This is a genomic window from Lutibacter sp. A80, from assembly GCF_022429645.1.
Taxonomy (GTDB): Bacteria; Bacteroidota; Bacteroidia; order Flavobacteriales; family Flavobacteriaceae; genus Lutibacter.
Genome location: NZ_CP092480.1, coordinates 173,478 through 196,378, shown reverse-complemented (window position 1 = coordinate 196,378; position 22,901 = coordinate 173,478). Strand labels below are relative to the sequence as shown.

The 22,901-nt window shown below is 30.2% G+C and carries 20 protein-coding genes; 4 read left to right on the top strand and 16 right to left on the bottom strand.

Annotation, left to right across the window (positions count from 1 at the left end; genetic code table 11):
* Window positions 1-102: 102 nt before the first annotated feature.
* Complete coding sequence (locus tag MHL31_RS00870; RefSeq protein WP_240227205.1) at window positions 103-1,014, top strand: NAD(P)-dependent oxidoreductase; 912 nt, start codon at window positions 103-105, stop codon at window positions 1,012-1,014.
* On the opposite strand, the gene MHL31_RS00865 is transcribed toward MHL31_RS00870, so the two are convergent.
* The 3 genes from MHL31_RS00865 to MHL31_RS00855 all read right to left on the bottom strand — a co-directional run bounded on the left by MHL31_RS00865 (window position 1,001) and on the right by MHL31_RS00855 (window position 5,149).
* On the bottom strand, window positions 1,001-1,801 hold the full coding sequence (locus MHL31_RS00865; protein WP_240227204.1) for an aspartate dehydrogenase domain-containing protein: 801 nt from the start codon (window positions 1,799-1,801) through the stop codon (window positions 1,001-1,003). The two genes, MHL31_RS00870 and MHL31_RS00865, sit on opposite strands and share 14 nt — an antisense overlap.
* Before the next feature lie 118 nt (window positions 1,802-1,919).
* Window positions 1,920-4,415 carry an ABC transporter permease gene (locus MHL31_RS00860; protein WP_240228925.1) on the bottom strand — a complete coding sequence of 832 codons (2,496 nt, stop codon included), beginning with the start codon at window positions 4,413-4,415 and terminating at the stop codon, window positions 1,920-1,922.
* Between the two features lie 44 nt (window positions 4,416-4,459).
* On the bottom strand, window positions 4,460-5,149 hold the full coding sequence (locus MHL31_RS00855) for an ABC transporter ATP-binding protein (protein ID WP_240227203.1): 690 nt from the start codon (window positions 5,147-5,149) through the stop codon (window positions 4,460-4,462).
* 19 nt (window positions 5,150-5,168) lie between these two features.
* On the opposite strand from MHL31_RS00855, the gene MHL31_RS00850 reads away from it, so the two are divergent.
* A complete protein-coding gene (locus MHL31_RS00850; RefSeq protein ID WP_240227202.1) occupies window positions 5,169-5,915 on the top strand; it encodes an arylesterase in 747 nt (248 codons plus the stop codon).
* Between the two features lie 1,242 nt (window positions 5,916-7,157).
* Here the strand turns inward: MHL31_RS00850 and MHL31_RS00845 are convergent.
* Window positions 7,158-8,120 carry an NAD-dependent epimerase/dehydratase family protein gene (locus tag MHL31_RS00845; RefSeq protein ID WP_240227201.1) on the bottom strand — a complete coding sequence of 321 codons (963 nt, stop codon included), beginning with the start codon at window positions 8,118-8,120 and terminating at the stop codon, window positions 7,158-7,160.
* Between the two features lie 167 nt (window positions 8,121-8,287).
* On the opposite strand from MHL31_RS00845, the gene MHL31_RS00840 reads away from it, so the two are divergent.
* Window positions 8,288-8,749 (top strand): Lrp/AsnC family transcriptional regulator, encoded by a 462-nt coding sequence (locus tag MHL31_RS00840; RefSeq protein ID WP_240227200.1) that lies wholly within the window; start codon window positions 8,288-8,290, stop codon window positions 8,747-8,749.
* A gap of 81 nt (window positions 8,750-8,830) precedes the next feature.
* On the opposite strand, the gene MHL31_RS00835 is transcribed toward MHL31_RS00840, so the two are convergent.
* Both MHL31_RS00835 and MHL31_RS00830 read right to left on the bottom strand, forming a co-directional pair.
* A complete protein-coding gene (locus MHL31_RS00835; RefSeq protein ID WP_240227199.1) occupies window positions 8,831-9,541 on the bottom strand; it encodes a peroxiredoxin in 711 nt (236 codons plus the stop codon).
* Window positions 9,542-9,681: 140 nt separating this feature from the next.
* Window positions 9,682-10,380 (bottom strand): diphthine--ammonia ligase, encoded by a 699-nt coding sequence (locus MHL31_RS00830; RefSeq protein ID WP_240227198.1) that lies wholly within the window; start codon window positions 10,378-10,380, stop codon window positions 9,682-9,684.
* Between the two features lie 100 nt (window positions 10,381-10,480).
* On the opposite strand from MHL31_RS00830, the gene MHL31_RS00825 reads away from it, so the two are divergent.
* A complete protein-coding gene (locus MHL31_RS00825; RefSeq protein ID WP_240227197.1) occupies window positions 10,481-12,949 on the top strand; it encodes a M14 family metallopeptidase in 2,469 nt (822 codons plus the stop codon).
* A 151-nt stretch (window positions 12,950-13,100) separates the two neighbouring features.
* Here the strand turns inward: MHL31_RS00825 and MHL31_RS00820 are convergent, their stop codons facing one another.
* The 10 genes from MHL31_RS00820 to rimO form a co-directional block, all read right to left on the bottom strand.
* Window positions 13,101-13,538 (bottom strand): hypothetical protein, encoded by a 438-nt coding sequence (locus MHL31_RS00820; RefSeq protein WP_240227196.1) that lies wholly within the window; start codon window positions 13,536-13,538, stop codon window positions 13,101-13,103.
* Complete coding sequence (locus MHL31_RS00815) at window positions 13,528-14,874, bottom strand: ABC transporter permease (protein WP_240227195.1); 1,347 nt, start codon at window positions 14,872-14,874, stop codon at window positions 13,528-13,530. Before MHL31_RS00815 ends, MHL31_RS00820 begins: the two co-directional genes overlap by 11 nt.
* The gene (locus tag MHL31_RS00810; RefSeq protein WP_240227194.1) at window positions 14,871-15,500 is read right to left on the bottom strand and encodes an ATP-binding cassette domain-containing protein; all 630 of its coding nucleotides are present in this window, start codon (window positions 15,498-15,500) and stop codon (window positions 14,871-14,873) included. Before MHL31_RS00810 ends, MHL31_RS00815 begins: the two co-directional genes overlap by 4 nt.
* A gap of 51 nt (window positions 15,501-15,551) precedes the next feature.
* Window positions 15,552-16,973: a DUF3526 domain-containing protein gene (locus MHL31_RS00805; RefSeq protein WP_240227193.1), complete on the bottom strand. Its 1,422-nt coding sequence runs from the start codon at window positions 16,971-16,973 to the stop codon at window positions 15,552-15,554.
* Between the two features lie 9 nt (window positions 16,974-16,982).
* Window positions 16,983-18,389 (bottom strand): DUF3526 domain-containing protein, encoded by a 1,407-nt coding sequence (locus MHL31_RS00800; protein WP_240227192.1) that lies wholly within the window; start codon window positions 18,387-18,389, stop codon window positions 16,983-16,985.
* A 2-nt stretch (window positions 18,390-18,391) separates the two neighbouring features.
* Window positions 18,392-19,102, bottom strand: a complete 711-nt coding sequence (locus MHL31_RS00795; RefSeq protein ID WP_240227191.1) for an ABC transporter ATP-binding protein — start codon at window positions 19,100-19,102, stop codon at window positions 18,392-18,394.
* A 22-nt stretch (window positions 19,103-19,124) separates the two neighbouring features.
* On the bottom strand, window positions 19,125-20,324 hold the full coding sequence (locus MHL31_RS00790; RefSeq protein WP_240227190.1) for a GTP-binding protein: 1,200 nt from the start codon (window positions 20,322-20,324) through the stop codon (window positions 19,125-19,127).
* A 222-nt stretch (window positions 20,325-20,546) separates the two neighbouring features.
* The gene (locus MHL31_RS00785; RefSeq protein ID WP_240227189.1) at window positions 20,547-20,795 is read right to left on the bottom strand and encodes a hypothetical protein; all 249 of its coding nucleotides are present in this window, start codon (window positions 20,793-20,795) and stop codon (window positions 20,547-20,549) included.
* Between the two features lie 83 nt (window positions 20,796-20,878).
* Window positions 20,879-21,268, bottom strand: a complete 390-nt coding sequence (locus tag MHL31_RS00780; RefSeq protein WP_240227188.1) for a MerC domain-containing protein — start codon at window positions 21,266-21,268, stop codon at window positions 20,879-20,881.
* Between the two features lie 275 nt (window positions 21,269-21,543).
* Window positions 21,544-22,857 carry a 30S ribosomal protein S12 methylthiotransferase RimO gene (rimO, locus tag MHL31_RS00775; RefSeq protein WP_240227187.1) on the bottom strand — a complete coding sequence of 438 codons (1,314 nt, stop codon included), beginning with the start codon at window positions 22,855-22,857 and terminating at the stop codon, window positions 21,544-21,546.
* Window positions 22,858-22,901: the final 44 nt, after the last annotated feature.

Here is a 22,901-nt window from a genome sequence, read left to right as displayed (position 1 = left end):
TAACACCAATTCAACTAAATTATACGTTACAAAATGAATTTTGCTTGAGTTTTCAGTTCATGAAAACTTATGGCAGGAATAATATTATAAAAAAAATAAACTATGTTTAAAAAACTTGTTGGAATAGAGCCTTTAGAATTAATTCCTTCGGCGAATAAAAAATTAGAATCTTTTACAGAAACACTTATTTTACATGAAGATCAACCTTCTAGTGCAGCAGAAATTGTAAAACGCATTGGAGATGCAGATGGTGTTTTATTAAGTCACCGATCAAATTTAGGTCGCGATATTTTAGAACAATGTCCAAATATAAAATACATTGGTATGTGTTGCTCTTTATATTCACCTGAAAGCGCCAATGTAGATATTTTGTATGCCAATTCTAAAGGTATTACAGTAAAAGGAGTACGAGATTATGGTGATGAGGGTGTTGTAGAATATGTAATAAGTGAGTTAGTACGCTGCTTACATGGCATTGGCCATAAATCCGATGGTAGTATTAGAAAACCTTGGAGTACTATTCCTCGTGAAATTACCGGACTTAAAGTTGGTATTGTTGGCCTTGGTAAATCAGGAGGTATGATTGCTGATGCTTTGCGTTTTTTAGGTGCTGAAATCAGTTATTTTGCTCGTAGCAAAAAAGAAGCTGCAACAGCAAAAGGTTATCGTTTTTTACCTTTAAAACAATTACTTTCTGAAAATGAAGTAATTATTTGCTGCTTAAATAAAAATACAATTCTATTACACGAAGAAGAGTTTGAACATTTAGGAAATCGTAAAATTTTATTCAATACAGGCTTGTCTCCTGCTTGGGATACTGCACCTTTTGAAAAATGGTTTAAAGGTAACAATGCTGTTTATTGTGATACGCTTGGGGCGTTAGGAAATGCATCCATTTTAAAACACCCCAACGTAAATTGTTTACAAGTTTCAACTGGTAGAACCCAACAAGCTTTTGTACGTTTAAGTGAAAAAGTGTTGGCAAATATCACTAACTATTTTAAAAAACAATAGGCGAAACTATATTTCGCATTGTATTTACTACACTCCAACCAGCAATTTGTGCAGTTTTGCTATACACATCAACAACTGCATGAATTTGCTGGCTTTTTATTTCAATACGGTGATCATCACCAATAAAATTTGGAATTGAATTTATAGATACCTTTAAATTTTCAGGACCTACAGAAGCTAATGCAGCTGCAACTGATACATTAACACGTGTTGGAAAAAGCGCAATTGCTTCTTTAGCATCTCCTTTAAAAACTTCGCGCGTTTCGTTTTGTAAACTAGCATCGTACACTTCAGTGTTTTTTAAAGAGTTAGGACCTTTTTTAGTAGTAAAAGTAACTTCACTTTCTTCCATTAGAGATACCGTTCTTAACATATCAAAACCTCCAATAGCACCCGAAGCTAAATGTACACGTGTATTATTTTCTAAAGCTGTTTCCGCTACTTTTTTATAAAATGTTGCATCTGCAAGTCCACCAATAGAAAGTGTTATAATAGATGAACCATTTTTTAAAGCAGGTAACACCCATTCTTTAAATGCTGATGGCGATGCAGTTTCAACAATATAATCTGGTTTAAGTGTTAGCAATTCTTCAAAACTACTACACGCTTTACAAGAATACCCTGTTTTTGAAGCATCTATCTTAGTAGAAATTTCTTTAGCTTTCTCATAAGTTCTTGAGTAACTAGCTATTAATTTATAGTTTGGTAATAAATCTTTTAATAAAGCATCCACAACAATGTGGGCCAATTTTCCGCAGCCTGCAATGGCAAATGTATGTGTTTTCATACACGCAAACATAAGCATATTTTATCAGATTTCTAAAAACACACAAGATGAAAAACTAAAATGAACCAGCCTTAAAAGAAGAACTTAGCACAACAAGCAAACAATTAAACCTTCTACCTTAAACTTCTTTTCTCAATACTTCTAAAGGTGGACTTTTTAATACGCTCCTAATATTACTGAAACCAATTAATAACACCAATAAAGTGATACCTGGTAAAAACACCAAAAATGGTATAACAGATGGTATAAAAGGCTCTTTAAATAAAAATACAGCTAACAATTGACTGCTAATTAAGGATAATAAAATTCCTACAAGACTGCCCAACAACCCTAAATATATATATTCCAAAGCTGTAATACGTATTATTTGCTTACTCTTTGCACCTAAAGTTCTAAGTAATACACTTTCTTTAATACGCTGGTATTTACTATTTCTAACCGAACCGATTAAGACAATAATTCCTGTAAGAATGCTAAAAAATGCCATAAAATTAATTATCCACGAAATTTTAGATAAAATATCTTCAATAATAGTATAAACCTGACGTAAATCTAACACCGAAATATTTGGAAATTTTTGGACTAAATCGCGTTGTAAATCTGCTGAAACAGCTTCATTAGGCACATGAGTAGTTAACACGTTAAACTGCGGCGCATTTTCTAAAATTCCCTTTGGAAACACCACCGAAAAATTAAGTTGCATACGTCCCCAATCTACTTTTCTAATACTACCAACTACAGTTTCCATTAAAACGCCTTGCACATTAAAAATTACTTGATCTCCAATAGTTAAATTGGCATCTTCAGCAATATTATCTGATATGGAAACTTTAATAGGTTCTCCTTGTATTATTTCACTTGTCCAAGTACCTGACAACAATTCTTCAGAATCTAATAGTGAATCCCGATAAGTTACTCTAAACTCATGATTTAGAATCCATCGATTCATTTTTGAAGTTGTATCCTTACGGATATCATTTACCAATCTATCTTTAATTTGATGTATGCGCATGGTAACAATAGGAATATTATCTATCACTTCTAAACCTTTAGGTTGTATAGCATTTACCACTGCTTCTTTTTGTTGGTTTTGCACATCCATTAAAATAATATTGGCATTTTTTGAATTGTTTTCAATTGTTGCTTTTGCCAACAAAATATCTTTAGTAAAATATAAGGTGCTTATTAAAAATGTTCCTAAACCTATGGCTAAAATCAATACCATTGTTTGGTTGTTTGGCCGAAATAAATTCAACAAACTTTGACGCTCTGTAAAGCCCCAATTGGTAGGAAAATACTTTTTAATTAATTGCATACATAAACTTGCAATTCCAGCCATTATAGAAAATGTAACCAAAATACCTACAGTAAACAGTAAGCCAAATAAGGCATCTTTTAACAACCAGAATGAAAATAAAAATATAAAAAGTAAAATTGCGGCTAAAGTAACAAGTCGTGCTTTTCTAGGCTTTTCTAAATTTTCTTCTGTTCCCCGTAATACTTCCAAAGGTGAAACATACCAAGTACCTAACAAGGGTAGCAAAGCAAATAACACCGCCATTAAAACACCTAAGGTTACCCCTATAACCAAGGGCTGTGCTGAGATTGAAATCTGCACATCAAATGGTAAAAAACCTTGTAAAACATATGGAAATGCATATTGCAAACCTATTCCTATTACAGATCCAACAATTCCGCCAATTAACCCAATTCCAGCAATTTGTATTAGATATATAAAAAACGATTGTTTTCTAGTTGCTCCCACACATTTTAAGACTGCAACATTTTTCAATTTTTCTTTAATATAAATATGTACAGAACTAGCAATACCAACACACCCCAATAAAAGTGCTATAAAAGCTGCTAAATTTAAAAACTTACCTACGTTATCGTACCTTCTTCCCAAACGTTGACTTGTGCTAGTATGCGTGTCTAAATCTGCGTTTTCATCATCTAAAATAGGATCTATTTTTTTATCTAAGGCTTCTAAATCCATTGTTTCTGGAGCTACAAAAAAATATTGGTACTCTATTCTACTTCCTAATTGTAACAATTCTGTTGCTGCTATAAACCGAAAAGGAATTAAAACAGGTGGTGCTGCTGAAGCAGCAATAGCCGTGCTTCCTGGAACAGATTTTAAAGCTCCTAAAATTGGAAAAGTTAATTTACCTAATTTAATAGAATCACCAGGTATTAAATTGTATTGTAGCATTAATGTGGCATCTACCAATGCGCCACCCAATTCTTGATAATTTTGAGCTGCACTTACAGGTTCAGTATCTAAAGAACCATAAAAAGGGAAATTTCCTTCTATAGCACGGACTTTTACCAATTTTGTGCCTTCATTTTTTGGAAATGCCGCCATTGAAACAAAATTTACTTCAGAAGCTGCTACATTTAAAGAATCTATAATTGCTTGTACTTTACTTGAAGGAAGTTGCCTGCTATCAATTATAAAATCAGCCCCCATTAGAGCTTTCGACTGATTTTTAATATTTTGTTTTAAATTCTGACTGAATAATTGAATGGAAACTACAGCTGCTATTCCTAAAATAATAGACGCCATAAATAATAGCAATCGAGAAATACTCGCTTTTCCATCGCGCCAAGCCATTTTAAATAGCCATTGTACAGCTGCTTTTGAAGAAGAATTTGCCATTAAACAGTCTTTGTTTTTTGGTTCGACATTATTTTCCCTCCTTTTAATCGCACTATTTGTTGCGTTCTATTTGCTAAGTCTAAATCGTGAGTTATAATAACCAAGGTTGTGCCTGCTTCTTTATTTAATTGAAACAATAATTGAATAACTTTTTCGCCTGTTTCTTCATCTAAATTCCCTGTAGGTTCATCAGCAAATAAAATAGAAGGTTTGTTAGAAAAAGCTCTTGCTAATGCTACACGTTGTTGCTCACCTCCTGATAATTGCGATGGGTAATGGTGAAAACGATCTGCCAATCCTACTTTTTGTAGCAACTCTTTACCAACCTGAGTTGCATTTTTTTCGCCTTGTAATTCTAGTGGAACAATTACATTTTCTAAGGCAGTAAGCGTTGGTAGAAGCTGAAAATTTTGAAATATAAATCCGACTTCCTTATTGCGTAATTTTGCACGTCCATCTTCATCTAACTCTTGTAAATTACTCCCACACAATTCTACACTACCCGAACTTGGATGATCTAAACCAGCACACAGCCCTAATAAAGTAGTCTTTCCACTACCTGAAGGCCCTACAATTGCAAAGATACTTCCTGTTTCTACTTCAAAAGAAATTTCATTTAATACTGTTAATTTTTTCGAACCGCTTTTATATGTTTTCTCTAGTTCGTTAATCTTTAATATCTTTGTCATTATGTTTATAGTGCTAAAAATGGTAAAACGGAAAAATAATCAATTGATTTTAAATTTTAATACTCGTGGAAATAAGATTTTCTTAAAATTTTGTTATTTTTTATTTTTCACTCTATTGCTTTCCTGTGGATCTGACGCTTCTAAAAAGGAAAAATCAGCGGAAACAACAGCTGATGAAACAGTGGAAACCACTGCAGAAAAGACTAACGCAAAAACCATCTTATTTTTTGGTGATAGTTTAACTGCAGGCTATGGTCTAGACGATATTAATGAAGCTTATCCCGCATTAATTCAAACTTATATAGATTCACTTTCATTAAATTATGCTGTTATTAATTCTGGTGTAAGTGGTGAAACTACTGCTGGAGGAAAAGGAAGAATAAATTGGGTTTTAAATCAGAAAATAGATGTTTTTGTATTAGAACTAGGTGCTAATGATGGACTGAGAGGTGTACCGCTACAAGAAACTAGAGAAAATCTACAAGCAATTATTGATGCTGTTATAGCTAAAAACGCTACGACTAAAATTATTTTAGCAGGAATGCAATTGCCTCCAAATATGGGTGAAGCATATACAAATGAATTTAAAACCATTTTCCCTGAATTGGCCAAAAAAAACAAGCTAGATTTAATTCCTTTTTTATTAAAAGATGTTGGTGGAGTTCCTGAATTAAATCAAGCAGATGGTATTCATCCTACGGTTGAAGGTCATAAAATACTAGCAAAAAATGTTTGGTCTGTTTTAGAAGATGTGATTAGAGCATAACATTTTATAGGTAGATCTAGAATTATACTACTTTAAAATTGAGATACTTTCTAAACCTAACAGGTTTTGGAAACTTATTAGAAAAGGAGTCCAAAGAATATAAATACTACGTTTTTATTTAAATAAATAAACCTAACAGGTTTTGGAAACATGTTAGGTTTTAACTCTGTAATATAATTCTTGCAAAATTACTAAACGATATAGCAGTCCAAAAAATATAAATATTTCGTTTATATCTAAAGAAGTTTAATAGTAAATAAACCGAAAAGACTTATTAGTTCAGATATTTAAATAAATACTGCATCACGAAAAGTAAATTAAACATTATTAAACCTAACAGGTTTTAGAAACCTGTTAGATTTTTACTCTGTAATATAATTCTTGTAAAATTACTAAGCGGTAAAGCAGTCCAAAAAATATGAATATTTCGTTTAAATCTAAAGAAGTTTAATCGTAAATACACCGAAAAGATTTATTAGTTCAGGTATTTTAATAAATACTACATCACATAAAGTAAATTAAACACGATATAATTAAACCTAACAGGTTTTAGAAACCTGTTAGGTTTTTACTCTGTAATGTAATTCTTGTAAAATTAGTAAACGGTATAGCAGTCTAAAAAATATGAATACTACGTTTATATCTAAAGAAGTTTAATAGTGAATACACCGAAAAGACTTATTAGTTTAGGTATTTTAATAAATACTGCATCACGAAAAGTAAATTAAACATAATTAAACCTAACAGGTTTTAGAAACCTGTTAGGTTTTTACTCTGTAATATAATTCTTGTAAAATTACTAAGCGGTAAAGCAGTCCAAAAAATATGAATACTACGTTTCTATCTAAAGAAGTTCAATAGTAAATACACCAAAAAGACTTATTAGTTAAGGTATTTTAATAAATACTACATCACATAAAGTAAATTAAACACGATATAATTAAACCTAACAGGTTTTAGAAACCTGTTAGGTTTTTACTCTGTAATGTAATTCTTGTAAAATTAGTAAACGGTATAGCAGTCTAAAAAATATGAATACTACGTTTCTATCTAAAGAAGTTCAATAGTAAATACACCAAAAAGACTTATTAGTTTAGGTATTTTAATAAATACTATATCACAAAAAGTAAATTAAACATAATTAAACCTAACAGGTTTTAGAAACCTGTTAGGTTTTTTTGTACTATTCATCTCTATGAAGCAGAAATCTATTAAAATTTGATAATTAGGATTTAAAAACAACTAACAAGACATGCTCTTATCTGAAAACTTAATTTTCAAATTTTTAACCATATCACGTGTCATAGCATCTATATCAAATTTAGGTTTCCAATTCCAATCTTTTCGAGCATAAGAATCATCTATACTCATTGGCCAAGAATCTGCTATTTTTTGTCTAAAATCTGGATTATAGCTTACTTTAAAATCTGGATATATTTTTTGTATTGCTTTTGTTAATTGTGCAGGATCAAAACTCATACCCGCTAAATTATAAGATGTTCTAACTGTAATTGCTTCTTTTGGAGCTTCCATTAACTCTATAGTTGCTCTAATTACATCATCCATATAAATCATAGGTAATGTAGTTGAGCTATTTAAAAAGCATTCATAATTTTCATTTTTAATCGCTTTTATAAAAATATCAACGGCATAATCTGTAGTACCTCCACCAGGTAACGATTGGTATCCAATTACACCTGGATAACGAATAGAACGAATGTCTAGACCATATTTTTCAAAATAATATTTACTCCAATTTTCACCTGTAACTTTACTCATTCCATAAACGGTTGAAGGTGTTAAATTAGAATATTGGGCAGTATCTATTCTATCTATATTATCTCCAAAAACAGCAATAGAACTCGGAAAAAACACCCTATTTATGGCATTAAGCCTTGAAATTTCTAAAACATTAAAGAATGTTTTCATATTAATATCCCAAGTATTTAAAGGATATTTTTCTCCATTTGCAGACAAAATAGCTGCTAAATGATAAATTTGCGTAATTTTATATTTCGACACAATTTCTTGAATTGCATCAAAATCCGTTGCATCTAATGTTTCAAAAATTCCTTTAAAATTTGAATCTAATCGCAAGTCTGATGCTATTACATTAATAACACCATATTTTTCTTGTAATTTTTTAGTTAAAACGGTTCCTAATTGACCACTTGCTCCGGTAATTAATATTCTATCTTGATTCATCTTAGACTTATTTTAAAAGAATAAAATTACATATTTTAAAACATATTCAATCAAATAAACTTATAATTCAATTAAAATAAGTAAATTTACCTTTTAAATAACATTTTTACTTAAATTTTATCTAAAAATAGCTTTTAAATTTAATATAACCAGTAATTTTATCTTTTATGGAACGTTTAGACGAAATAGATCTTAAAATTTTAAGAATCTTACAAGAAGATTCAAAAAAAACAACCAAAGAAGTCTCTGAACTTTTAAATCTTTCTGCTTCTCCAGTTTATGAAAGAATTAGAAGGCTTGAAAAAAATGGATATATAAAAAAATATGTAGCTATTTTAGACAAAAGACTTGTTAACCAACCAATTACTGCTGTTTGTATGGTTTCTCTAAGATACCACAACGAAGGTTTTATTGAAAAATTTGAAAGACAAATTAAAGCTTTAAAAGAAGTGCAAGAATGCTACCATATGGCTGGTAAGGTTGATTTTTTCTTAAAAATTAATCTTGGAGATTTAGATGAGTACCACGAATTTGTGAGGTTAAAATTATCTAAGATTGAAAATATTGGTGTTTTGGAAAGTTATTTTGTTTTAAAGGAAATTTATAGTACTACTGCTTATTATTTTTAAAAAAAATATTCAGGCTAAAAAAAACTGCCTAAAAATTTTAAATTTTAGACAGCTTCACCATTAATTAAACAAATAACTATTTTATTTCTTAAGCACTTTTTTAAGCACTACATCTTTATCTAATTTTTTAGAACAGAAGTACCAATCTTTACAATCCATATCTTCTTTACCTTGCATTCTATCTTCAGCAGCACCACAAGAACCTGCAGGACCAATAATTACATCATCTCCTGGTCTCCAATCTGCTGGTGTTGCAACACCAAATGCATCTGCTGTTTGTAAAGCAACTACAACTCTATACAATTCATCAAAGTTTCTACCTAAGCTTAAAGGATAGTAAATAATTGTTCTAATAACTCCTTCTGGATCAATTACAAATACGGCTCTTACTGCTTGCGTTGCAGCCTCATTTGGTTGTACCATACCATATTTTTTTGCAACTTCCATAGTAATGTCTTCAATTAAAGGAAATTTAACCTCAACATTTTTCAAGCCTTTGTATTCAATTTTATCTTTAATTGAACGCAGCCAAGCTATATGGCTATATAAACCATCTATAGATAAACCTACCAATTTACAATTAGCATTTGCAAACTTTTCTTCTAAACTAGCAAAGGTTATAAACTCTGAAGTACATACTGGTGTAAAATCTGCTGGATGGCTAAATAAAATTACCCAATCACCTTTATAATCACTTGGAAAGTCAATATTTCCTTGTGTTGTTACTGCTTTAAACTCTGGAGCTTTATCTCCAATTCTTGGCATTCCTGTATATTCTTTTTCTTCTTCCATTTATGTATGTTTTAAATATTTATTATTTTTTTATAGTGTAAATTTAAAACATAAAAGCCACAACAATTGTAACCTAAATCACCCATAAACGTTAAAAATAGGTTAAAGAAATAACTAAATTTTAGAGGGTTAAGATCCTTTTATTTAGAAATTAAATTACAATACCAAAATTTAGAATCCCAAGTAGCTGATTTATCTGAAGAATAGGTTTTCAACACCTTCTCTCCTATTTCAAAAGGTATTGGATTTTTAAAAATAGGACCGTCGAAAACAAATGTATGAAATTCACCATTTTCACCACAAACATCAACATTATCTGGTAAATCGTTGATAAAACTTTCATCAATAATTCTACCAACAAAACTCTTATCTAACAAATTAGCATTAACAGAAACAGTAATAGCTTTAAAACCTAAATCTATAAACTCTTTAATAATACTGCTGGTTTTTAATTTCCATAAAGGAAAAACGCCTTTTAAATTTAGTTCGGCTAATTTAACTTCTCTAAATTCCTTTAAATCTTCTAAAAAAATGTCTCCAAAAATTGAATACTTATACTCTTTTTCAGTAATAATTTTAAGCAAGTTTGAGTGCATAATAGCATTATAACTTTCCATAGAAACCTCTTCAGGAAAATATATTTTTGTTAGAGGCAATCCTATTTCTTTTGCTTGCTGTTCTAATAATTTTTCAGCAACACCATGCATAGAAACCCTATTAAGTTTTTGATTTACGGTAGTTAGTAAGGTTCCAACAGCATACTCTTTATGCTGTAAAATTTTGTACAATGCCAATGCTGAATCTTTCCCTGTACTCCAATTAAAATAAGCTTGTTTCACAAATTATAGTTTTTGGTAAAAATAAAACAAACGATACAATTTATACAATGTTTTAATTAAGTTAATTTAAGTACATTTGGACCTTTAATTTTTATAATTTATGAAAAACTTTCGCCTTTCACTTCTAATTAGTACATTTTTTACACTTATTAGTTTTGCTCAAACAATTCAATCACCTTCAGAATTTTTAGGATATGAATTAGGAACACAATTTACAAGACACCATAAAATAATAGATTATTTTAACTATGTTAGTTCTAATTCTGTAAATGTTTCTCTAGAAAAATATGGTGAAACAAACGAACATAGACCTTTATATGTTTCCTTTATTTCTTCAGAAGAAAATAGTAAAAATTTAGAAGCTATTAGAAAATCTAACTTACAAAGAACAGGAATATTAAAAGGTGAACCACAATCTGAAATTGGTATTGTGTGGTTAAGTTATAATGTACACGGTAATGAAGCTTCTGCCTCTGAAGCTGCAATGCTTACCTTGTATAAATTAATTACCGAAAAACAAGGTTGGTTAAAAAACACCGTTGTTATTATAGACCCTTGTTTAAATCCGGATGGGCGAGATCGCTATGTTAATTGGTACAACCAAACCAAAAGCACCCCTTATAACACAAATCCAGATGTAAGTGAACACAAAGAACCTTGGCCTAGCGGAAGACCAAACCATTATTTATTTGATTTAAATAGAGATTGGGCTTGGGCAACACAAATTGAATCGCAACAACGTTTAAAAATATATAATAAGTGGATGCCACAAGTTCATGTAGATTTTCACGAACAGTTTATAAATAACCCTTATTATTTTGCTCCTGCAGCAGAACCTTTTCACGAAATTATTACAACTTGGCAACGCGACTTTCAAACTGAAATTGGAAAAAATCATGCAAAACATTTCGACAAAGAAGGCTGGCGTTATTTTACAAAAGAGTCTTTTGATTTACTGTACCCAAGTTATGGAGACACCTACCCAACGTACGTTGGAGCTATTGGTATGACCTACGAACAAGCAGGACACGGAATGGCTGGTTTAGGAATTGTAACAGAAAACAATACTATTTTAACTTTAAAAGACAGAATTGCACACCATACAACAACAGGACTATCAACTGTTGAAGTTGCAGTTAAAAACACATCAAAAATGTTAGTGGAATTTTCTAAGTTCTTCGATAATTCTAAACTAGCTTATAAAAATTACATTTTAAGAGGTGCTCCTGAAAAAATTAAAGGTGTAATAAATCTTTTACAAAAACATGAAATTGATTTTTATATTTCTAAAGGAAAAAATGTAAAAGCATATAATTATAATAGCAAATCTACCGAGAGTTTAACTACCGGTAAAAACGATCTAATAATACCTACAAATCAACCAAAAGGTAAAATGGTTAAGGTTTTATTTGAACAAGAAACACAACTTTCAACACCAATAACATACGATATTACTGCCTGGAGTTTACCTTATGCATACGGTTTACAAGGTTTTGCAACCAAAAACAACATTACTTTCGACTCTGAATTAGTAGAGGTTAACAAGCAAGATTACACAAATAAAATTGCTAAAAATGCCTATGCTTACTTACATAAATGGAATGAAGTTTCTGATGCTGAATTATTAGGTGATTTATTAGAAAAAGGATTTAATGTACGCTTTAGTTATAAAGATTTTTCGGTTGAAGGGAATGAATTTAAAAAAGGTACACTACTTATTATGAGAGGCGAAAATAAACACATCGCTAATTTTGATGCAAGCATTGTAGAAATAGCCAATAGATTAAACAAAAAACTTAGCACTTCCAATACTGGTTTTGTAACTAGTGGTGCAGACTTTGGATCTTCAAACATACAACTTATAACATCTAAAAAAATTGCAGTTTTGGCTGGAGAAGGAACTTCTTCTTTAAGTTTTGGTGAAATTTGGCACTTTTTTGAAACCCAGTTAAAATACCCTTTAAACATTTTAAACACTGCAAATCTTAACAGAATTGACTTAACTAAATATCAAACTTTAATTTTACCTAATGGCTATAGAGCAAATGAGCAAACATTGAAAAAACTAAGTTCTTATGCCACAAATGGTGGAAAAATAATAGCATTAGGTAGCTCCGTAAATAATTTTGCAGATACAGAAGGTTTTGGCCTAAAAAGACAAGAAAATGAAGATGCTGATTCCAAACAAAAATTAAATCTAATTCCGTTTGATCAAAGAGAAAACGAGTACATTAAAAATGCAATTACAGGAAGTATTTTTAAAAGCACTGTTGATACATCGCATCCATTAGCCTATGGTTACGATACAAATTATTATAGTTTAAAACAAAGTTCTACTTCGTATCAATTATTAGAAAGTGGATATAATGTAGCTTATTTTCCAGAAAATTTTGAACATGTATCTGGTTATGCAGGTCCTAATGCTTTAAAAAACATTCCTAACTCACTACTGTTCGGTACAGAAAGTAAGGGGCGCGGAACAATTATTTATATGATAGACAATCCATTATTCAGAGCTTTCTGGGAAAATGGAAAACTCTTTTTTGTGAATGCTGTATTTTTAAATTAGAACTTTAATAAGTTCTCTTTTTTATAAGTATAACACAAAATAAAAAGGCTGTATAAAAAGTAAAATTTTAATTAACTTAACTGCTAATTAATTACTTTTATACAGCCTTTTTACTATAATATCAACTATTATATTCCTCTCTTAAAAAGCTCTAATCAGCTTTTTCTCCTTTACAAGTTGTTAAAATATAATTAAAATGTTCCACATCATCGGAATTTAGCTTTAAAACACCTTTTATAGTTACTATATCATCCGTTTTAAAATCTGGTTTAGATGCAAACTGAAGTTCAATAGCAGTTTCAGGACCTCCAACACCGCAGAAAAAACATGAGGACATAGGTCCTTTAGATAAAATAAATATTTTTCCCATTGGATCTACATCTAAAAAGTAACCTGTAATTGCTACTTCTTTGCCTTCTAAAGATTTTACAGAAGAAGAAAAGCTAGGATATAAAAAATACTCTCCATAATCAGGAAAATATTTTTCAGTATACTCAACTTTTGCCAAATCATCCCAAGTAATGTTTATCTGAGAAAAACATAAACTTGAAAATTGAAACAGCAGAATAATTAAAATTTTATTTTTCATTGCTTAAAATAGTTGAAATGTTCATTTTTATAATTGGGTATATTGCTAGCATTACAGATACTAAAATCATTATTAATACAAGCATTACTATTTGTAAAAAATCATGAAACGACAGTACTTGAAGTAAATTGTATTTTATGTCGTCTTCTAAAATTCTAAACATAAAATAGACAGCCACTTTCGACATTAAAAACCCCAAAAATAAAGCAAATAATCCGATTAAAACTCCTTCATAAGTAACCATTTTAATTAGTTGAACATTACTAGCTCCGTAAGTTCTTAAAAGTGCCAAGTCAAAAGCGCGTTCTTTTACCATTTTATAAAGACTTATAAATATAATAATACACGAAATAACCAGAATTATATAAGCAATCCCTGAAATTGTTTTAAAGCCTACACCCGTATACGCATACAATTTATCTAATTCAACTTTAGGTAATGCAGCCTGCATATTTGTGTTTTCATTAATACTTCTTGGAAAAGTTAAAAAAGCTGTTGGACTTCTAAAAGTAATTAAAAGTGACGTTATTTCTTTTCCTTCTTCATAATTTTCTTGATGCTCAATATGGCTTTCACCATGTTCATGACTATCCTCGTGATGTTCTACATGATTTTCTTCGTGTTCATGACTATCGTTCTGATGTCCTTCGAGGTTTTCATTATGCTCATGTTCATCTTCGTGATGTTCTACATGGTTTTCTTCGTGTTCGTGTCCATCTTCGTGATGATGAACATCCCAAACACTTTTTAAATTAGTAACAATTAAACGGTCGATTACTTTTTGTGTTGGTTTTAGTATACCCACCACTGTTAACTCATCAGTATGTACATGTATTTCATTTTCAACCAACCCGTGTGAACTTAGAAAAACACTTCCTACTTTTAATCCTAATTGTTTAGCTACATTAGAACCGAGCACTACTTCCATCGATTTTTTTACCTTACGTCCTTCTTCTAATTCGGCATTATAAAGCGTCATAAATTCATCGGTTGTACCTACTATTCTATACCCTTTATAATTATCTCCATATGAAATAGGCACGGCAGTTTTTACAAAAGGACTCTTAGCTATTTTTTTTGCATCATTATATATAATATTTCCAGTAGGATTGTCTATATGAAGTACAGAAGCTAAAACTAACTGCAATGGACTTCCTTTAGCTCCAACAACTAAATCAATATCTCTCACATTGGCTTCCATTTGGTATTTAAACGAAGTTTCTAACTGTTTAATACCCAACAAAAGCGCTATACTTAAAGTTAAAATTAGAATACTCAAAAAAGTATACAATGGCTTTGCCTTAATATTTTGAAGGCTTATATTCCAAACTCTCATAATGTAATTGAATTTAAAAATAGTGGTTTAATCCTATTATCGTGGGTTATAACAATTAAATTGGCTTTTGTTCGCTTCGCTTGATTGATAAGTAATTTCATTACAATATTACAATGCTCATCATCTAAACTAGAGGTTGGTTCATCAGCTAAAATAACTTGAGGGTTATGTATTACTGCCAAAGCAATTCCCAAACGCTGTAGTTGTCCTTCACTTAATGTATTTACCTTACTATTTTTAACCTCACCTAAATTTAACTCTTCCAATAGATTAGTTATTGCTGTGTTATCAATTAACTTTCCACTAAAAAACAGCCGTGCTTTTAAGTTCTCTATAACGTTTAGTGATTGAACGGCATGACTTTTTTGAAAAACAAGCCCTATATTTTGACCTCTAAATTTATCTAATTTAGAATGTGATAATGTATTCAAATCCACATCCCCAATTACTACTTTTCCACTTACAGGTTTTAAAAGACCAGCCAAAAGGTGTAACAAAGTAGTTTTACCTATTCCAGACTTACCTAAAATAAGTAAATTCTCCTCTGTATTTAAGTTAATTTCAGGGAATTTAAAGGACTGTTCCTTTTTTTTATATTGAAATATGAGATTGTCTGTCTGTACCATATTAAGTGATAATTATATTATTTTTATTGCTGCGCACCTTATAATACTGAGTTAATATCCAACACCTTTTTGTTCAGATCTACTATTATAATTCAATAAACTAAGGAATGTAATTGCAAAGGAAATTAATAATAAACTTATAATCGCAGAAAACAAATAATTATTTGTATTTGGTTTATAATTAAATGTTGGCAACTCGTTATACATACGTTTTTTAAACGTTTGATTATTATACAATAAAGGAATAAAATAATTCCTCCACTCTTCTGCAAATTGATATACTTGACTTTGAAAATCTACATAATCTTGTTTTGTAGTTCCTGCCATACTTCCTAAAGCACGTTGTGTTACAATTATTGGAGAAATCCATTGAAATTTTGCCACCCAAGCTTGTTGCTTTTCTAATTTATCCTCATAACTAGATAATAATGGTTGTAATTCTTCTTTAATTATTTTTTGAGAAGCAATATAACCATGCCAAAACGATCTTGACTGGGTACTATCATTAATTGCATATTCAGGATGATCTCTTAAAAAATTATCAAGTATCTGATCTTGTTTTTTGGTTGCTTCTGCTTTATGTTCTCGCATTTCACTAATCAACTTTGTTCTTGATGGAATTGGGTAAAACACATCTCCAGATTGACTGATAACAGAAGGAATAAGCAATACAAAAACTATCCATAATCCCAATAATGATAAGGCATTTTTTGCTGAATTAGCAATACTTACATTAATAGCAAAAGCCAAACTAAACCAAAATAACATATAACAAAAAACCAATACTAAAAAGGATAAAAAATTAGCTATAGATACGGTTGCAAATAGACTAAATACAATTGCAGAAACAACTATAATTATTAAGGTCATCCAAAATAATCTAAGTGCTAACTTTTGCAATACCCACTTTCTAATAGAGATAGGTTGCGATGCTAATAATCGTAAAGTTCCGCGTTCTTTTTCCTCGGATAAAACATTATACGAAAATGCTATTATAATAAGAGGAAGTAAATAAAGTACCACAAACATTAAATCAAAACTCCCAAAAAGTAATTGTATTGGGCTTGTCATTTCAGTAAAATTAAGTGCAAAATCATCTCCAGATACTGTTGGCATTACATAATGTGTAAAAATATCACTTTGACCTACTGCTAAAAAACCCATATCAATAGGATCCATAGCTGCAACTCTTGGGTAATAATTTCCAATTGCAATTGGACTGGTTGGATTTTGCCAACGCGAAACATTAACAGACATGCCATTTTCAATAGAATCTAACAGAGATAGCATTTTTGTATCAGAAATTTTTACAGATGCTCTTGCTTCAGAAATGTTTTCTATTCTTTTATCAATTTTACTTTGACCGTTAAAAGCAGCAAATACAAACAACACCAATAAAAGAATACTTATTAATTGTATCCACCAACTGCGTAAGAGTATTTTTAACTCGTATTTAAAATTATAGTATAACATATGATTTTTTTAGTTTTTAGGTTTAAAGATGAATAGTAGAACTGCGGTAAAAAAGAACCAAACCAATAATGCTATAACACTTAATTTTTGTTGTTTTAAAACAGCTGATAACTCTTGAGGTGCATAGCTAAATTTTGGCAACTTTTTCCATGTTTCTTCATTGGCCAAATAACCTCGCTCTCCATATTTAGTATTGGTTGCTAAATTGTCATTCAAAAATTTTTGAGTTGCAATTCGGTATGCTTCAGAAGCATCCGTAAAACTCCAATGCGAATGATAATCCGTTCTTGCAATTCCCATTGATAAAAAACGGGCAGGAAGAAATGGAGAAATTATAGACAACGTATTATACGTTGCTGTCTGTTTTTCGAAAAGTTTTTTTAACTCCGCATAATTACTTTTATAAATAGAAGCTTGATATTCTTCTCCTTTTTGCATACGGTAAGCAGAAAAATTAAATGGAAGTTGATGCAAACTATCCACACCATATTCAGCTAAAACATCTTTTTCTAATTGTTTAGCTTCTTCATTCCAAGGATTATGTCCATCTAAACCTTCTTTTTTAGCTTTTGAAATAGTTGAAGCAAACTCTTGACGTGTTGGGTATGGGTATTTAGACCCTGCAAAATTACTTGCAGCTTTAGGAGCTGCTAAACAAGAAACAATCCATATTCCTAATAATACTACAAGAGAAACACCCGATTTTTTAACCAGTTGAGAAACAAAAAGTACAATATTAATAAAAATGGCATAATAACTTAAATACACAATGTATAATGTAGCTAAAGATGCCCAACTAAATGTAGTATACCCTTTTATAGATGAAAGCAACACCCCTGCAATAGCAAATAATAATGTTGTAATTCCTAATATGGGAATAAAAATTGCTAGCCATTTTCCTAAAATTATCTTCCAAAATGAAATACCTTGACTCTTTAACAAGGACATAGTTCCCATGTCTCTTTCTTTAGTAATACTATTATACCCTATAAGAATTATAAGTAGAGGAATAATAAAAAGTAGAACAAAATCTGGTGAAAGCACACCAAAACGAGCTAAACCTGTTTGATCTGCAACCTTACTATAGGCTGCTTCATTACGGTTATGTGCTGTTAAAAATATTGAGGTACCAACATATTTATCAACCCCTTGATCTAAAAGAGAAAGCGGATGTTTAGGTTTAAATACATAAGTTCCATAATGTGCCGCTGAGTGCGGATTTTTATCTCCTTGATTTTCCCAAATAGCACGTTCTTCTAATTTTGCAGTTGCTACTTCTTCTGAAGAATTTTTATATTGGTTATAACTTATCCAAACAGAAGTACTTAATAACAACAATACAATTAGTGCTGAAATTTTAATACGCCCATCTCTAAAGAATTCTTTCAATTCTTTTATTATCGTTTTTTTTATCATGCTTACAGTTCTTTATAGTCCATAGTTTTAAGATAAGCTTGCTCTAATTCAGATAAGGAAATGTCTTGCGAAATAAATTGCTGCAATAATTTTCCATTTTTCATAATTCCTATGTTTGTCGCTATTTCTTTAGCTCTAAAAAGGTCGTGTGTAGCCATTAAAATAGCAACATTGTTTTCTTTTAATGTCTCTAATAATAGTCCAAACTCATTACTAGCTTTTGGATCTAGACCAGATGTAGGTTCATCTAAAAGAAGTGCTTTCGCTCCTTTTGCAAGCGCTATTGCAATACCTACTTTTTGTCGCATACCTTTAGAAAATGTTTGAGTACGCTTATAAAAAGCTTCTTTTTGCAATCCAGATTTAATTAACAGAGATTCTAATTCTTGTTTTTTTAATTTTTGCCCACCAATTCCAGAAAAATAATCCAAGTTTTCCATTGCACTTAAGGTTGGATATAACATTAAATTTTCTGGAATATATGCAATGTCTTTTTTGGTTTCTATAGCTTTATTATCTACACTTTTTCCATTTATAAAAGCTGCTCCTGAAGTTGGTTTAATAAAACCTAGCAACAAGTTTATAGTTGTAGACTTACCTGCACCATTAGCACCTAAAAGGCAATATATTTCTCCAGGATTCACATGTAAAGTGAGTTCATTTAAGGCTGTAAAATTCCCGTATTTCTTGGTTAATTTTTCTGTTTTAATCATTTGATATTTTTTTAGTTATATTTTATTTTATTATTGGCCATTCATCTTGTTGAGGAAACAAGTTGTTTTTCCATAATGTAATTTCTTCTTCTGTAAGTAAGCAAGATTCGAGTTGAGCTATTAGCTCTTCTTTGTCTAAATATTGACCAATAAAAACCAGTTCAATTTTTCTATCTCCATACAAAGCATCCCAATTACTTTCAATTTCAACTTTATTTTCATTAAACGCTGCATAATCTATACGGTCTGAAAAAGGCATAGATGCCCACCAAACTCCTGCTGAATCAGCTTTGCAAGAACCTCCTGCAGAACTCCAAATTAAAGCCTGTTTAGATCTTGAGGCTAACCAAAATAAGCCTTTACTTCTTATAATATTTTGAGGAAAATCGGTGTTTAAATAATTTAAAAAACGGCCTGGATGAAATGGTATACGACTCTTAAAAACAAGAGAGCCAATACCGTATTCTTCAGTTTCTGGCGTGTGCTCGTTTTCCAATTCTTTTATCCAACCAGCTGAAGCTTCTGCTTTTTCATAATTAAATAAACCGGTATTAATTACTGTATCTAATTTAATATTTGATTTATTAGTGAGGTAGATTTGTGCTTCTGGATTTAATTTATGAATAATACTTTTAAGTGCATTCAATTGTTCTTCCTCAACCAAATCTATTTTATTGATAATAATAACATTTGCAAATTCAATTTGATCTGTTAATAAGTTAACTATGGTTCTATCATCACCTTCAATATCTGTAAGAGCTCTGGTTGCTAGGTAATCGGCACTGGAAAAATCTTTTAAAAAATTAAAAGCATCAACAACAGTTACCATAGTGTCTATATAACTAAAACGACTTAAATCTATAGTACCATCTTCACTTTCAAAAGAAAAAGTTTGTGCTACTGGAATAGGTTCACTTATACCAGTACTTTCTATAAGTAAATAATCGAATTTATTTTGTGCTGCCAGTTTTTCAACTTCTATCATTAAGTCTTCTCTTAGCGTACAACAAATACATCCGTTAGACATTTCAACAAGTGATTCTTCGGTTCTTGAGAGTGTATTTTCATTCTCAATAAATTGAGCGTCAATATTAACTTCACTCATATCATTTACTATCACAGCTACTTTCAAGCCTTCTTTATTATGTAGTATATGATTTAATAATGTGGTTTTTCCAGCTCCTAAAAACCCACTTAAAACAGTTACAGGTAATTTCTTCATATATTGATATTAAAAATTCTTTTGGTATTTTTTTAATGTTAAAAATCAACCAACTCTTTTTTTAGTAAAGAAATGGCTGTTATTTGTTTTTAATCTTTTACTATAGATTAAAATCTCTAAATTTAATAACGAATTAGTACATAGTCAGTGATTTAAAATCACCCATTATTTCTAATTTTTAAATTTATAAAACTTATAAATCTATATAAGAATGCTAAAGATTTAAGTAAAAAAAGGAGGAGGTCTGGATAAGAGTTTATCTAGATAAATACCGCTAGAACTAATAAATTTATAATTATTTATTAGTTCTGACTTAGTAATAAGTTCAATATTTTGAATTTCAAAACTTTGTAAAACAGTGCTTAGTACAGGTATTGAATTGTGTATAATAGCTTGCTCACAAATATCACAATGCGCTGCATGTTCTTTATCATTATCATGAGTTAAGCTATGCAGTCCTAATAATTTCATTGAAAGAAAAAGGGCAAGAAAAAGGTATGCAATACTATTTCTTATACAACTTGGTTTCATTAAAAGGACTAATTAAAATAAATTTAATGAGTATGATTTTTTTTACACTTCATTAATTTCCAATTTAAATAATGGGCAAAAGCAACTATAGAAGCGCCTATAACAGTATTAACTACCTCCCATAATTCTGTAAAATCAAGTCTACCCAAAGCAATAAAAACAAACCCTAACCCTGCATATAACAATGGTTTTACTTGGAAATGAACTTTTTTATAACTTGGCCAAAGAGAAGTAATAACAAATACAAGACCTAAACTTATAAATGTTAATTCTATATAAGGATTTTCTAAAAAATGCAAACTAGATAGAGATGAGAATGAAAGCACTACAGGTATTGCAGCACAGTGTACTGCACAAATTAAAGAACTTGAAAGTGCAATAAGGTCAATAGTATTGTTGTTGTTAGTTTTCATTTGTTTCTTTTATAAAATAATACTTTAAATTTGTTGAAAATACTTAAATGCAAACGTGTCGCATTAATATTTTTTACAAATATAATTTATTTTATGAAAAGACAATAAATAATTGCGAATAATTCGCATTATTGATTTTCATCAAAAAAAAAGAAATTTAAACAGCTGAAATTGCGCCTAAAAACAGTCCATTTTTTATTAAAAACTTAATTAATATCTGTTAATTAAGTTTTTAGACTTTTAATTAATTTAATATTTTATTCAATAATTTAAAATTAATTTACAGGCTCTCCATACAAGTCAAATTCTGTAGCAGAAGTAATTTTAATTTGAGCAAACTTACCAACTTGCACATAATATTTAGTAGCATCAATTAGCACTTCATTATCAACATCAGGCGAATCAAATTCTGTTCTACCAACAAATACGTTTCCATCTTTTCTATCAATAATCACCTTAAAAGTCTTACCTAATTTTTCTTGATTTAAATCAAAAGAAATCTGACTTTGAAGTTCCATTATTTCATTAACACGTTGTTGTTTTACATCTTCAGGAACATCATCTACCAAGTTCGCTGCGTGTGTATTTTCTTCGTGAGAATATGCAAAAGCTCCTAAACGTTCAAAACGCATTGCTTGTACCCAATCTTTTAATTCTTGAAAAGCTGCTTCAGTTTCACCTGGATACCCAACAATTAAAGTGGTTCTAATAGCCATATTAGGCACAGATTTTCTGAATTCAGCAAGTAAATTTGTAGTTTTTTCGTGTGAAGTTCCTCTACGCATCGACTTTAAAATGTCATCATTTATGTGCTGTAATGGAATGTCTAAATAATTACAAACTTTAGGCTCGTTATGGATCACTTCTAAAACATCTAGTGGAAATCCAGTTGGAAATGCATAATGCAAACGAATCCACTCAATACCATCAATTTTCACCAATTCTTTTAATAAATCGGCCAAGGCTCTTTTTTTATAAATATCTAATCCGTAATAGGTTAAATCTTGAGCTATTAAAATAAGTTCTTTAATTCCTTTTTTGGCCAATTTTGTTGCTTCAACTACTAGATCTTCTATAGGTGTTGAAACGTGCTTTCCTCTCATTAATGGAATGGCACAAAAAGAACAAGGTCTATCGCATCCTTCAGCTATTTTTAAATATGCATAATGTGTAGGTGTTGTAGTTAAACGTTCCCCAACCAATTCGTGTTTATAATCTGCATCTAAAACCTTTAATAAATTAGGTAAATCGTGTGTACCAAAATATTCATCAACATCCGGAATTTCTTTTTGTAAATCCGGCTTGTAACGTTCACTTAAACAACCTGAAACATAAACTCTATCTACTTCACCTAATTCTTTTTTATTTACATAATGTAGAATCGTGTTTACAGACTCTTCTTTAGCATCTCCAATAAAACCACAGGTATTTATAACAACTATGTTTCCTTCATCATTTTCATCTTCATATACAACGTCTTTATTATTTGCTTTTAGCTGCCCCATTAACACTTCACTATCGTATACGTTTTTAGAACAACCTAAAGTAACTACGTTAATTTTATTTTCTTTTTTTGATTTAGTACGCACAATTTTGTATTTTATTTTTTGCAAAAGTAAGTAAACCTTTTTAA

What these genes read in the sequence shown, in the direction of transcription:
- MHL31_RS00810 (WP_240227194.1), bottom strand. Translation starts at nt 15,500, where the DNA reads ATGGTACAGACAGACAATCTCATATTTCAATATAAAAAAAAGGAACAG.
- MHL31_RS00865 (WP_240227204.1), bottom strand. Translation starts at nt 1,801, where the DNA reads ATGAAAACACATACATTTGCCATTGCAGGCTGCGGAAAATTGGCCCAC.
- MHL31_RS00850 (WP_240227202.1), top strand. Translation starts at nt 5,169, where the DNA reads ATGGTAAAACGGAAAAATAATCAATTGATTTTAAATTTTAATACTCGT.
- MHL31_RS00870 (WP_240227205.1), top strand. Translation starts at nt 103, where the DNA reads ATGTTTAAAAAACTTGTTGGAATAGAGCCTTTAGAATTAATTCCTTCG.
- MHL31_RS00845 (WP_240227201.1), bottom strand. Translation starts at nt 8,120, where the DNA reads ATGAATCAAGATAGAATATTAATTACCGGAGCAAGTGGTCAATTAGGA.
- MHL31_RS00825 (WP_240227197.1), top strand. Translation starts at nt 10,481, where the DNA reads ATGAAAAACTTTCGCCTTTCACTTCTAATTAGTACATTTTTTACACTT.
- MHL31_RS00790 (WP_240227190.1), bottom strand. Translation starts at nt 20,324, where the DNA reads ATGAAGAAATTACCTGTAACTGTTTTAAGTGGGTTTTTAGGAGCTGGA.
- MHL31_RS00785 (WP_240227189.1), bottom strand. Translation starts at nt 20,795, where the DNA reads ATGAAATTATTAGGACTGCATAGCTTAACTCATGATAATGATAAAGAA.
- MHL31_RS00815 (WP_240227195.1), bottom strand. Translation starts at nt 14,874, where the DNA reads ATGAGAGTTTGGAATATAAGCCTTCAAAATATTAAGGCAAAGCCATTG.
- MHL31_RS00805 (WP_240227193.1), bottom strand. Translation starts at nt 16,973, where the DNA reads ATGTTATACTATAATTTTAAATACGAGTTAAAAATACTCTTACGCAGT.
- MHL31_RS00820 (WP_240227196.1), bottom strand. Translation starts at nt 13,538, where the DNA reads ATGAAAAATAAAATTTTAATTATTCTGCTGTTTCAATTTTCAAGTTTA.
- MHL31_RS00780 (WP_240227188.1), bottom strand. Translation starts at nt 21,268, where the DNA reads ATGAAAACTAACAACAACAATACTATTGACCTTATTGCACTTTCAAGT.
- MHL31_RS00855 (WP_240227203.1), bottom strand. Translation starts at nt 5,149, where the DNA reads ATGACAAAGATATTAAAGATTAACGAACTAGAGAAAACATATAAAAGC.
- MHL31_RS00860 (WP_240228925.1), bottom strand. Translation starts at nt 4,415, where the DNA reads ATGGCTTGGCGCGATGGAAAAGCGAGTATTTCTCGATTGCTATTATTT.
- MHL31_RS00835 (WP_240227199.1), bottom strand. Translation starts at nt 9,541, where the DNA reads ATGGAAGAAGAAAAAGAATATACAGGAATGCCAAGAATTGGAGATAAA.
- MHL31_RS00840 (WP_240227200.1), top strand. Translation starts at nt 8,288, where the DNA reads ATGGAACGTTTAGACGAAATAGATCTTAAAATTTTAAGAATCTTACAA.
- MHL31_RS00800 (WP_240227192.1), bottom strand. Translation starts at nt 18,389, where the DNA reads ATGATAAAAAAAACGATAATAAAAGAATTGAAAGAATTCTTTAGAGAT.
- MHL31_RS00795 (WP_240227191.1), bottom strand. Translation starts at nt 19,102, where the DNA reads ATGATTAAAACAGAAAAATTAACCAAGAAATACGGGAATTTTACAGCC.